The organism is Selenomonas sp. oral taxon 920 (assembly GCF_001717585.1).
In the GTDB taxonomy this organism is placed as follows: domain Bacteria; phylum Bacillota; class Negativicutes; order Selenomonadales; family Selenomonadaceae; genus Centipeda.
Genome location: NZ_CP017042.1, coordinates 14,182 through 26,455 on the forward strand (window position 1 = coordinate 14,182; position 12,274 = coordinate 26,455).

Consider the following 12,274-nt stretch of genomic DNA (forward strand, 5'->3'; position numbering starts at 1 on the left):
CTGTGGATTCGTTGAAAAGTGGGAAAACGCCCGCAAAATCGCGGGGGTCTCTGTGGATAAGTCGGGCAGAGTTATTCCTAAGTTATCCACAGTTTACACAGATGAGGAGTGGATGAAAATTTATCCACAAAACATCCACATGAAATGAGAAGGCATATGAACAGAGATGTCCACAGTCTTTTGGAAGCACGGATGATTCAGATGCCCTTGACTTGGATTGTCAGCGACTCGATGAGTGCTTTTGTGGCGCCGTCGGTGTCTGTGAGGTTCTGGATCTTCTTGTGTGCGTGAATGACTGTTGAGTGATCGCGGTTGAAGAAGCCGCCGATCGTCGGCCACGAGACATCGGTCAGCTCGTGGCAGAGGAACATCGCGATCTGGCGCGGGTAGGCGATGTCGTTGCTGCGCTTTGTGGAGCGGATGTCCTCGCTTGTGACTTTGAAGTGCGTGCAGACAATGCGCTCGATCATCTCCATAGTGATCCGCCGGCCCTTTTCGCCGCGCAGATAGTTGCCGAGTGCGGCGACGCAGGTGGTCTCGTCGATCGGCATGCGCATCATCGAGGCGTATTTGATGAGGCGCATCAGTGCCCCCTCGAGCTCGCGGATGTTGCTGTCGACGCGGCTCGCGATGTAGGCGACGACATCCTCGGGGATATCGACCTCCTCGGAGTGTGCCTTCTTCTGGAGGATTGCGACGCGCGTCTCGAACTCCGGCGGCTGGATATCCACGACGACGCCGCCCGCAAAGCGTGAGATCAGACGATCCTCGAGCCCCTTGACATCCTGCGGCTGACGATCCGAGGTCAGGATGATCTGTCTGCCGTTGTCACGCAGACGGTTGAACGTCTGGAAGAACTCCGTCTGTGTCTGCTCCTGCCCTGTGAAAAACTGGATATCGTCAATGAGGAGAACGTCAATGCTGTAGTATTTCTCGCGGAATGCGTCCATACTCTTCTCGCGGATCGAGCGGATGAATTCGTTTGTAAAGTCCGTGCTTGCAATGTACAGCACGCGCTTTTCGGGATGATCCGCGAGGATCTTGTGTCCGACCGCATGCATGAGATGGGTCTTGCCGAGTCCCACGCCGCCGTAAATGAAGAGCGGATTGTGCGCAGACTTCCCCGGCGCGTCCGCGACCGCCTTTGCCATCGAGTACGAGAACTGGTTCGAGCGTCCCATGACGAACGCATCGAAGGTGTACTTTGGATTCAGCGTTGTGGCATCGTCCGGTGCCGCTGCGTTCGTATCGCCTGCGGACGTGAGCGGGAGACTGCCCTGCGTGGGGGATGCAGACTGCTCCTCCACTGCGGGATATTCGGCGGGGGCATCCTCTGCTGCGCTGTTCTCTGCAGGCGGCTCTGCTTCTTTCTTTGCAGATTTCTTCTGCGCCACGATCTCCGGATCGACGATGACGCGGAATGTGTACCCGGAACCGAACGCCTGCTGCACGACATCGCCGAAGAGTGCGCCCAGACGCGATTCGATATACTGCTTCTGGAAGGTCTCCTGCACAGCAAGCACGAGCTCATTCTGCTCCAGAGAAACGGGAACCGCGGGGAGAATCCACTTTTTCACGGTGTCTTCGTGGAAGATTCCATCGGTCTTTTCGAGTACTTTTTGCCAGAGACTCTCAATGGAGGTGGTCTTTTCTTCGGACATACGTCTGCGTCCCTTCAAAAAAATTTTGTCTTATGCATATAATATTATCCACAGGGTTATTCACAGTTGTGGACAACTATGTCAATGGAATGGATGCAATAAAATGCGCAGAGATGAAATAAATAGAATATTTTTTCACAAGTTTTTCCACAATACATCGAGAATATTTTAGCAAAAAACAGAGGACTTATCAACAGGTGCTTTTGCCCTATCTTATGGAAAAAAACATGCAAATGCCGCAGTGCCGCTTGACAGTGCCGCTTTTTTTCGTCTATAATGACGGCTAGTTAGTGATACATACGAATCGCCGCACGGCATATGCCGCGAAGCGCGGCAGCAAAGGAGGTGACGTGAGGTGAAGAGAACATTTCAGCCCAACAATCATTGGAGAAAAAAGACACATGGATTCCGTGAGCGCATGAAGACGAAAGGCGGCCGCCTCGTACTGAAGAGAAGGCGTCAGCGCGGACGAAAGAAGCTGTCGGCATAATACCGTTGGCTGCGCAGAGGTCACCGCGGGTGACCTCTTTTTTAACGATGAACAATGAATGAGAAGAAATACACACTGCCGCGCACAAAGATGATCAAGCGGCGCAGCGACTTTCAGCATGTCTATCAAAAGGGCACCTCCGTCGCAGGGCGGCGGATGATCCTCTATGTTCTGCGCGACAGCCGCGTCGCAGGCAAGGTCGGCTTTGCCGCGGGCAAGAAACTGGGCTGTGCCGCTGTGCGCAGCCGCACGAAACGCCTCCTGCGCGAGGCATATCGCCACCTGCAGCACGAACTCCGCAAGGATGTGGGGATCCTCCTCATCGGCCGCGCGGGGCTTGCGGCGGGGAAGATGCAGGATGCGGCGATTGAACTGCGGACACTCGCGCGCCGTGCAAAGATCTTTGCGGACGCGCGTGGAGAGAGCCGCACGGGGGAGCACCGATGAAGCGGCTGCTCCTCCTTCTGGTGCGGTTCTATCGGAGCTGCATCTCGCCGCTGACCCTGCCCAGCTGCCGCTACTATCCGACCTGCTCTGCGTATGCGATGGAGGCGATTGAGCGCTACGGCGCATGGCATGGCGGATGGATGGCACTGCGGCGCATCCTGCGCTGCCATCCGTTTCACAAGGGCGGCTACGATCCCGTACCCTAGTTTAGTTATTATTTTGAATGAGACACCTGATACTTCCCTAGCAGTAGGAGGAAATACCGTTGATCGAATTTTTTAGCAACCTCTTTGAACCCATCATCCACGTTTTGCAGTTCATCCTTGGCGGCTTTTACAACGTCACAAGCGCCGCAGGACTTGTCAGCTACGGCTTTCCCATCATTCTCCTCACCATCCTCATCAAGGTTGTGACCTACCCGCTCACCGTCAAGCAGATCAAATCCATGAAGGCGATGCAGGAAATCCAGCCGAAGATGAAAAAGATCCAGGAAAAGTACAAGAACAACCCGCAGATGCTCCAGCAGAAGACGGGCGAACTCTTCCGCGAGGCGGGCGTCAACCCGCTCGCCGGCTGTCTTCCGCTCCTCGTGCAGATGCCGATCCTCATGGGCATGTACTATGCCCTCTTCAACTTCACCTTTCCGAGCGCGGAGGCGGCTGCATTCTTCTGGCTGCCGAACATGTCCGAGCCCGATCCGCTCTACATCCTGCCCGTCCTGTCGGCACTGACCACATTCCTCCAGCAGAAGATGACCTCCACCGAGATGAATGCGCAGATGAAGATCATGATGACCGTCATGCCGCTCTTCATCGGCTGGATCAGCCTCACCTTTCCGTCCGGACTCGTGCTCTACTGGGTGACGATGAACGTTGTGCAGATCGCCCAGCAGTGGTGGATGTACCGCAACGACGGACCCGTTGCAAAGGAGGCAATCTGAATGGCAGAGATCATCGAGACCACCGGCAGAACCGTCGAGGACGCGCTCTCTCTCGCCCTTGACAAACTCGGCTGCGGCAGAGCCGAGGTCACCTATGAGATCGTACAGGAGCCCTCGGGCGGCTTCCTCGGACTCTGGGGCAAGCGCGAGGCGCGCATCCGCGTCACCACGCGTCCCGTGATCCGGCCGCAGCACACGGAGATACCGATTCCCGCGCAGCCGACCGTCCTTGCAGCATCGCCTGCATCCCCTGCCTCGAGCAAGGAACAGCGTGCAGAGGACGATGGATTCGGCGTGCGTCCGAAGCGCTTTCATACCGATCTGCGCTCCTCTGCGCGCAGGAATCCGGAGCAGGCGGCACCGCGCCGGAGCGCGGAGGAGCGCCGCGAGAACAGCTATGGTGAGAGCCGCCCTCCGCGCGGCGGTTATGAGGAACAGCGCAGCCGCTGTGCAGAGCGCGAGGGGCAGGAGATTCGCCGCGAGCGGAGGGAGCCCTCCTCCTATGAGACGCGGGAGCGCCGTGAGCGCAGCGACAGCCCGCTCGTTCCGCTCACGGACGAGATGGCCGCAGCAGCGGAGAAATTTCTCGGCAAGATCTTTGCCGCGATGCATCTCACCGTTACCCTGCACCGTACGGACACGCCTGCGGGCACCATCTTCAACATTCAGGGCGACAGCCTCGGCATCCTCATCGGCAAACACGGCGCAACACTCGATGCGCTTCAATACCTCACGAATCTCGTCGTGAACAAGATCTCCGAGACGGGCTACGCGCGCATCATCCTCGATGTCGAGGACTACCGTGCGCGCCGAGAGGAGACGCTCACGCGCCTCGCGGGACATCTCGCGGACAAGGCGTGCCGCATTGGCGAGGAGATCCACCTCGAGCCCATGAGCCGCCACGAGCGCAAAATCATCCACATGGCGCTGCAGGACAACCGCCGCGTCACCACGTACAGCGCGGGCGACAACCCGCGCCGCTATGTTGTCATCGTTCCGCGCCGCCGGCGTTATGCGCGCGACTACGAGGAGAGCAGCTACGACCGCTACGATCGGTAAGGGATAGAAAAGGGGTGTTGTACGGAGCGGGGAAGGCTTCGTACAGCACCCTTCTTTCATACAATCTTGGGAATCAGGGATGATCGGGAGAGGGATACCCAACGCGGCCGCTTTCGCACAGCGAGGCGTGCGCGGGGAGATCCCCTGCCGAATTTTACAGGGAAAGGGAAAGCATGACCGAAGATACCATCAGTCAAATTGCAACGCCGCACGGTGTGGGCGGCATCGGCATCATCCGCGTGAGCGGTGCGGATGCGCTGACCGTCGCGCGTGCCGTCTTTCGCCCCGCATCGGGCGGCAGGCTCGGTGCGACTGCACCCTATCATGCGCGCTTTGGCCACATTGTCACAGCGGACGGTGCCGTCATCGACGAGTGCGTCCTGCTCCATATGCGTGCGCCGCACTCCTACACGGGCGAGGATACCGTCGAGCTCCAGTGTCACGGCGGCACAATCGTCCTGCGCGAAGCGCTGCTGCGCACGTGGGAGGCGGGGGCACGGCCCGCCGCAGCAGGCGAGTTCACGAAGCGTGCCTTCCTGAACGGACGGCTTGATCTCGCACGCGCAGAGGGGGTCATGGAGCTCATCAACGCACGGAGTGCCCGCGCTGCCCGTGCCGCACGGGAACGCATGGCGGGCGCACTCTCGCGTGAGATCACCGCGATCCGCACCCGTCTCCTCGGCGCGATTGCACGCATCGAGGCGGGCATCGACTTCCCCGAGGACGATATCCCCGCCGCGACCGCTGACGCACTCCGTGCGGATATCCACGGCGCGTCGGATGCCGTGCAGCGGCTGCTCACAGGCGCATATGCGGGACGCATTCTGCGCGAGGGAGTCAAGACCGTCATCGTCGGCCGTCCAAACGTCGGCAAATCCAGCCTCCTCAACGCCCTTCTCGGCACAGAGCGTGCCATCGTCACCGATGTGCCCGGCACGACGCGGGACATCATCGAGGAGGAGATCAGCGTTGAGGGGATTCCTCTCCGCCTCATCGACACCGCAGGACTGCGTGCGGCAGAGGACGCAGTGGAGCGGCTCGGCGTTGCACGCACCGAGCAGTACCTCGGGGATGCCGAGCTTGTGCTCGCCGTCTTTGACAGCTCCTGCGGGCTCACCGACGAGGATCATGAAATCCTCGCCCGCCTCAAAAAAATGGACGCGGACATCATCATCCTCTGCAACAAGGAGGACTGTGCCTCCGTTCTGCGCGTCACCGACTTTGACGGACTGAACGCGCCTGTCCTCATGATCTCCGCACAGGCGGGCACGGGGCTCGATGCCCTGCGCGAGACCATCGCTGCACGCGTCCGCGCCCTCGAGGGTGACCTCGGCGACGGGGCACTGCCGAACAAGGAGCGCGAGGTCGAGGCACTGCGCCGTACCGCACAGCATCTCAGTGAGGCGGAGCGCAGCCTCGAGGGGGACATGGGCACGGACTTCATCTCCATCGACCTGCGCGGCGCGTACGAAACCCTCGGCGAGATCCTTGGCGAGACCGTCGACACCGACCTCATCGACCGCATCTTCAGCGAGTTCTGCATCGGGAAATAAAAAAGCCCTAGGGCAGGCTTATTATACAAAAATCTGTTTGTCTTTTAGACCTGAAAAAACAACCGCCCGCTCTGCCAAGTGAGTGGTTGTCCAAAAACAATTCGCAGCCGAGGAAATATGCCGTCAAGGACGTTTTTACAGCAGGAAGCAAAGTCAGAATATCATAGAAAAGAGCCGCGCGAGGCGGCTCTTTTGATGTGGAAACGAAAGTGTTGTTATCCCACAATCCAGGTGACGAAGTAGAGGACGAGCGGGATGGTGACGCAGAAGATGCCGATGAAGTCGATGTAGACACCGGTCTTGATCATCTTCGTGATCGGGATGTAGCCGGACGCGTAGACAATGGCGTTCGGCGGCGTCGACACGGGCAGCATAAAGCCCAGTGAGGACGACAGTGCGATGCCGACCGCGACGTGCACGGGGCTGAAGCCCGCAGCGACCGCCGCCGTGATGCCGAGTGGGCCGATCATATTGGTTGCTGCCGTGTGGCTTGTGAGCTCGGAGAGGAGGAGCGCCATCACGCAGAAGATCGCGACGAGGGCGAACTCGGACGGGTCGCCGCCGAGCATGCCGACGATCTTGTCGCCGACCCACTGCGAGAGACCCGTCTTATACATCATGCCGCCCATCGCAAGGCCGCCGCCGAAGAGGATGAGCGTGCCCCACTCAACGCCCTGCACCGCCGACTTCCACTCAAGCGTGAACTGACGCTCCTTGAAGTTGATCGGCATGAGGAAGAGGAGCAGTGCACCGAACATCGCCGCGACCGCCTCGGGGAAGAGGAGGTTATACATCTTGAGGATCGGCGAGGTGCTGCCGAGCGTCATCGAGAGGATGCCCGGGAAGACCCAGAGGAAGACCGCGACGAGGAAGCAGACGAGCGTGTTCTTCTGTGCGCGCGTCCAGCCGCCGAGCTCCGCGACGCGGGCGCGGATGAACTCCTCCGCACCATCGATGCGTTCCACATCGGGGGGGAACATACGGATGAGGATGAAGTACGTGATGATGAAGTAGACGACCATGGCAATGACACCCCACGTCATCCACTCGAAGAAGGAGATGTGGATGTTCGCCATCTGGTCGAGGAAGCCGAGCATGATGATGTTCGGCGGGGTGCCGATTGGGGTGAGAACACCGCCGATCGAGCAGGCATATGCCGTCATGAGCATGAGACCCGTTGCGTATTTATAGTCGTGGAGATCGATCTCCTTGCCGTTTGCCGCCATCATTTCCTTGATCGCGCCGAGGAGACCGAGGGCGATCGGGAACATCATCGCGGCGGTCGCCGTGTTGCTGACCCAGCCGGAGCAGAGTGCTGCGGCAAGTCCGATCGCGAGGAAGATGCGGCGCGGATTCGAGCCGACCCACGAGCGTGCGAGCAGCCAGTAGGCGAACCGTTTGTCCAGCCCGTGATCCATCATCGCCTTTGCGAGGATGAATCCGCCCATAAAGAGGAAGATCATCGGGTTCGCAAAGGCGGCGTATGCATCCTTTGCGGAGACGACACCGGTCACAACGGCGAGCGTTGGACCGATCAGGGATGTAACGGGGATGGGAACCGGTTCGGTAATCCACCAGAGAGCGACGAGAACCATGATGGCAAGCAGTTTGTGTGATGCGACCGTCAGTCCTTCGATGGGTGTCAGGAATACCAACAGGGCAAGGATTGGTGCTCCGAACAGTCCTACCAGACGTCGAGTCCGATCAAACTTTTGTTCCGCCTCATGGATTCTTTGGGCTTCTTTGCTTTGATCAGCACTCATTTCTTCAGCCTCCTTATACTTTAAGGTAATAATTTCTTTGCCCGGTTATTATTATACGAAACTTTCAACCCTTTTGGCAACTATTTTCTTGTCGTGAGATTATCTTTTTTTTTCCGTAATTTCTGCTATAATAAACGTGTCGAATTCATACGAATATGAGGAGGATTTTCATGCAAAGCTTTACCTATCACTGCCCGACCGAGATCATCTTCGGACGGGATGCGGAGAATGCGGTCGCCGGGAAACTGCGCGCGTTCGGGGCGAGCCGCGTGCTCATCCTCTACGGCGGCGGCAGCGCGGAGCGTTCGGGGCTGCTCTCGCGAATCGAGAAAAATCTGACCTCTGAGGGACTGGCGTTCCTCGTCATGGGCGGCGTGCGTCCGAATCCGCGCGTCTCGTTCGTCCGCGAGGCAATCCGCGAGGGACTTGCTGCCGATGTCAATTTCATCCTCGCCGTCGGCGGCGGCAGTGTCATCGACTCGGCAAAGGCGGTTGCGCACGGCATCGCAAACCCGAGTGTCGATATCTGGGACATCTGGACGCACAAGGCGGAGCTCACAAAGACCATGCCCTTTGGCTCCGTCCTCACGATCCCGGCGGCGGGCAGTGAGACGAGTGACTCGGCGGTGCTGACGAACGAGGATACGGGGCAAAAGCGCGGGCTGAACTCGCAGCTGAACCGCCCCGTCGTCGCCTTTATGAACCCGGAGCTTGCCTTCAGTCTGCCGCGCGAGCAGATTGCGGCGGGCGCAGCGGACATCATGATGCACACGATGGAACGCTGGTTTACAAGCGTCAAGGAGCCGAACGTCTTCACCGACCGCGTCGCCGTCCAGCTCCTTCGGACAGTGATGGAGTCTGTGCGCCGTCTCCTCGTCAGCCGCAAGGACTACGATGCGATGAGTGAGCTGATGTGGTGCGGGAGCGTCTCGCACAGCGGCTTCACGGAGCTCGGACGGATGAAGGACTTCTCCGTGCACAAGCTCGGACATGAGTTCTCCGCGCGCTACGACGCAACGCACGCAATGACCCTCACGGCGCTCTGGGGTTCGTGGGCGCGGTACGTCTACAAATATGACGCGGCGCGCTTTGCCCAGTTTGCCGCCGAGCTCTTCGGTGTGAACGCGGGCACGGATGAGGAGCGTGCACGCGCGGGCATCCGCAAAATGGAGGAATTCTTTGCGGAGATCGGCATGCCGACGAGCCTTGCGGGGCTCGGCATCGGCACGCTCTCAAAGGGAACGATCGAGGAGATCGCGAGCGCCGCGACGAGCGGTGACACGATAACACTCGGCTGTTTCCATCCGCTCACGCGTGCGGATGTCATTGCGATCTACGAGACGGCGAATCATTGATATGAGAGGAAAAGGGTGTGCTCTGTGCGGTATCGGCACAGAGCACACCCTTTGTGGTTGGACGATGGGAAAGAGGCGGCATGGATGATGCATCGAGGAAATGGGTGTCTCCTGCGGATGGGTGTGCTGACCGTGTCCGCGATGTTTGTGCTCATGGGGGCGGCATGTGCGATGCCCGCGGGCGGCAGTCTTGCAGAGGGGAACGTTACGGTCGATGCGGGAAGCCTTGCCGCCGTGCCGAGCGGCGCAACGATCACGGCGGAGGAGAACAGCGTCATTGACTGGACACATTTTGACATCGGGGCGGCGGAGGAGCTGCATTTTGATACCTCGAAGGGGTGGATCATCAATAACGTCCGCGGGGAAGACGCGGCGGACTTCCTTGGAAAAATAACAGAAACAGGCGGCGCGGGGGTTGTCATCACGGCGTCACAAGGTATCTGCATGAACGCATCCGCAAATCTTGCGGGTACGTCGATCACGCTCCTCAGTTACGGTGCGGATGTGCGTGCCGACGGCGGCAGGATCGATGCGGCAAAGCTGCTGATCGGTGCGCAGAAGATTTCGCTCCGAAACGCTGAGATTCAAGGGCGTAAGATAACGATTGCCGCCGCCGGCACGCGTTCACATGGGGACACGTCACCCGCAGAGGATACGGTGTATCTGGAGCATACGAAAATCAAGAGTGATATGCTCCCGGATGTGGAGATTCGGGCGAGGCAGGTGACGATGAAGAACAGCATCATTGGGGCAAAGCGTGTTTGCATCTGGGTCGGTGATCTGAGCGGCGGCGTAAGCGGCGGCAGAGAGGATTGGCGGATCGATGCGGCAGGTGCGCTCCGTCTGTCGAGCAGCGCCATATGGGCAGATGAGATTCGTGCCGTCAGCGGAGCGATTGATCTGGCGGGTACCGATCTCATTGCAAATCAGATCGGCCTCAGCATCGGTGCACGCACCCGTATCCTCCGCGATGCGGATGGGAATGAGACGCGCGAGGAGATCGAGGTGACACAGGCAAATACACTGTCGATGCGGAATTCACTTGTCGGAGCGAAGACGATTTCCTTCCGCGCGGGCGGTGTCGGCATCTGGGGAAGGAGTCTCCTTACGGCGGAGGACAGCATCACACCTCTTGTGTCGGACACCGATGACGCGCATGCCGCATACAGCCTCCGGCGGACGGATTCCTCTGCGCCGCGCCTCCTCTGCGGCAGCGAGGCAATGATCGGGCATCACGACGAGGCCGTGCCTGGATTTGAGATCGTTGCCGATGAGCCGGAATCGTACATGCCGGCCTCACCGCACTGATGATAAAAAGACCTTGGAGGCAGCCCCCCAAGGTCATATGTTTGTGTTTTATATCTGAGTGCGCTGTTCTTCACAGCACCGCGATCAGCCGCTCCACGTCCTCCTCGCGCGTTGCCCAGCTCGTCGCGATGCGCATGATGGTCACGTCGTCCTGCTTCTCCCAGAAGCCCATGACGATGTGCTCTGATAGGTGCGCAAGCTGTGCCTCATTGAGTACGAGGAAGATCTGATTCGTCGGGCTGTCTGCGGCGAGGCGGTAGCCCTTCTCCGTGAGTGTCGCGCGAATGCGGTCTGCCATGGCGACCGCGTGCGCACCGCCGCGCTCGTAGAGTTTGTCCGTGAAGAGCGTGTCGAACTGGATGCCGAGCACGCGCCCCTTCGCGAGCAGCGCGCCGCTTTGCTTGACGATGGTGAAGAAATGCGGCACGGTATTTGGCTTCGGGAACACGACTGCCTCACCGAGGAGCGCTCCGCACTTCGTGCCGCCGATGTAGAATACGTCCGTCAGGCGTGCAGCGGCGGCGAGCGTCAGCTCGTTTGCGGGGCAGCCGAGCGCGTAGGCGAGCCGCGCCCCGTCAAGGAAGAGCGGAATCTTGTTCGTGCGGCAGATCGCGCTGATCGCCTCGAGTTCATTCATCGTATAGAGTGTGCCGTACTCCGTCGGATGCGAGAGGTAGACCATGCCGGGACATACCATGTGGTCGCGGTTCGTGTCCGCGCGGTAGGAACGCAGACAGCCCTCAATGGCGTGTGCCGTGAGCTTGCCGTCCGTATGCGGGAGCGCGAGTACCTTGTGGCCGCCGGCTTCGATTGCGCCCGCCTCATGCACCGTGATATGCCCTGTATCGGCGGCAATCACCCCCTCGTAGGGGCGCAGGAGTGCCGAGATCACAATGCGGTTCGCCTGTGTCCCGCCCGCGAGAAAATGAACCTCTGCACGCGGTGCGCGGCACGCGGCTCGTATCTTCTCCCGCGCCGCTTCCGTGTAAGGATCGCATCCGTAGCCTGCCGCCTGCTCCAGATTCGTCTCTGCGAGCCGCCGCAGAATCTCCGCGTGCGCTCCCTCCATATAGTCCGAGGCAAAGGAAAGCCGTTCGCCCATGTCATCATCTCCTTTTTCGCACGATTCTATACTATCGGAAAATATACGGGAATTCAAGGAGATTTGTTAAGGAAGTGTATTTTTTTTCGATAGAAATGGTAAGGACAACGATATCATGCAGGAAGCGCGAAGGGAGGGAATACTATGGAACTCGAGAAAATCTATGGCAGCGGTGGAGTAGTGCCGGCATCTGCTGAACGGCGCACAAATCCCGTGAAGGAGGACACCTCCGATACATTTGCGCGCATGCTGCAGAATCTGAAGGAGTCCAAGGCGGCGGAGGCACGCGACTGGGCGGAGAAGGTCGGCGATACCGTCATCACGCGCGTGCTCGCGGACGGCTCGGTCATCACGCAGATCTATCAGGGGACGAAGCTCGTCTCCCAGATCGTGACGCGCGGCTCGCATCCTGAGGCGGGCAAGGATCTCGTCTCCGAAACGATCGAGAAGATGCGGCATCAGGCACTCGAGCAGAGCACGGATCCGCTGCTCATGTCGAAGGCGGCGCAAAGCTCCATCGCCACAGCGGCGGCTGTCTCCGCGATGCTGTGACGGATGCAATCCGTACAAAGAAAATACCTCTCGCACCGAGGATG

General features: G+C 59.3%; 12 protein-coding genes. 9 read left to right on the forward strand and 3 right to left on the reverse strand.

Annotation, left to right across the window (positions count from 1 at the left end; all coding sequences use genetic code 11):
- Positions 1-197: 197 nt before the first annotated feature.
- Positions 198-1,661 carry a chromosomal replication initiator protein DnaA gene (gene dnaA / locus BCS37_RS00075; protein WP_069179570.1) on the reverse strand — a complete coding sequence of 488 codons (1,464 nt, stop codon included), beginning with the start codon at positions 1,659-1,661 and terminating at the stop codon, positions 198-200.
- A 355-nt stretch (positions 1,662-2,016) separates the two neighbouring features.
- Between dnaA and rpmH the strand changes: the two genes are divergently transcribed.
- The 6 genes from rpmH (at position 2,017) to mnmE (ending at position 6,150) form a co-directional block, all read left to right on the forward strand.
- On the forward strand, positions 2,017-2,151 hold the full coding sequence (gene rpmH / locus BCS37_RS00080) for a 50S ribosomal protein L34 (protein ID WP_006305399.1): 135 nt from the start codon (positions 2,017-2,019) through the stop codon (positions 2,149-2,151).
- A 54-nt stretch (positions 2,152-2,205) separates the two neighbouring features.
- Positions 2,206-2,598, forward strand: coding sequence for a ribonuclease P protein component (gene rnpA, locus BCS37_RS00085; protein WP_069179571.1), 393 nt, complete (start codon positions 2,206-2,208; stop codon positions 2,596-2,598).
- Entirely contained in the window at positions 2,595-2,804 is a 210-nt protein-coding gene (gene yidD / locus BCS37_RS00090) for a membrane protein insertion efficiency factor YidD (protein ID WP_069179572.1), read from the forward strand. The genes rnpA and yidD overlap by 4 nt, the downstream gene beginning before the upstream one ends.
- 59 nt (positions 2,805-2,863) lie before the next feature.
- Positions 2,864-3,538: a YidC/Oxa1 family membrane protein insertase gene (locus tag BCS37_RS00095; protein WP_069179573.1), complete on the forward strand. Its 675-nt coding sequence runs from the start codon at positions 2,864-2,866 to the stop codon at positions 3,536-3,538.
- The gene (gene jag / locus BCS37_RS00100; RefSeq protein WP_069179574.1) at positions 3,539-4,597 is read left to right on the forward strand and encodes an RNA-binding cell elongation regulator Jag/EloR; all 1,059 of its coding nucleotides are present in this window, start codon (positions 3,539-3,541) and stop codon (positions 4,595-4,597) included. It abuts the gene before it with no gap.
- Positions 4,598-4,770: 173 nt separating this feature from the next.
- Complete coding sequence (gene mnmE / locus BCS37_RS00105; protein WP_069179575.1) at positions 4,771-6,150, forward strand: tRNA uridine-5-carboxymethylaminomethyl(34) synthesis GTPase MnmE; 1,380 nt, start codon at positions 4,771-4,773, stop codon at positions 6,148-6,150.
- Positions 6,151-6,365: 215 nt separating this feature from the next.
- On the opposite strand, the gene BCS37_RS00110 is transcribed toward mnmE, so the two are convergent.
- Positions 6,366-7,913 (reverse strand): SLC13 family permease, encoded by a 1,548-nt coding sequence (locus tag BCS37_RS00110; protein WP_069179576.1) that lies wholly within the window; start codon positions 7,911-7,913, stop codon positions 6,366-6,368.
- A 170-nt stretch (positions 7,914-8,083) separates the two neighbouring features.
- On the opposite strand from BCS37_RS00110, the gene BCS37_RS00115 reads away from it, so the two are divergent.
- Positions 8,084-9,268, forward strand: a complete 1,185-nt coding sequence (locus BCS37_RS00115; RefSeq protein WP_069179577.1) for an iron-containing alcohol dehydrogenase — start codon at positions 8,084-8,086, stop codon at positions 9,266-9,268.
- A gap of 84 nt (positions 9,269-9,352) precedes the next feature.
- Complete coding sequence (locus BCS37_RS00120; protein ID WP_083205738.1) at positions 9,353-10,576, forward strand: filamentous hemagglutinin N-terminal domain-containing protein; 1,224 nt, start codon at positions 9,353-9,355, stop codon at positions 10,574-10,576.
- 70 nt (positions 10,577-10,646) lie between these two features.
- On the opposite strand, the gene BCS37_RS00125 is transcribed toward BCS37_RS00120, so the two are convergent.
- Positions 10,647-11,678: a threonine aldolase family protein gene (locus BCS37_RS00125; RefSeq protein ID WP_069179579.1), complete on the reverse strand. Its 1,032-nt coding sequence runs from the start codon at positions 11,676-11,678 to the stop codon at positions 10,647-10,649.
- A gap of 144 nt (positions 11,679-11,822) precedes the next feature.
- On the opposite strand from BCS37_RS00125, the gene BCS37_RS00130 reads away from it, so the two are divergent.
- Entirely contained in the window at positions 11,823-12,230 is a 408-nt protein-coding gene (locus BCS37_RS00130; protein WP_069179580.1) for a hypothetical protein, read from the forward strand.
- Positions 12,231-12,274: the final 44 nt, after the last annotated feature.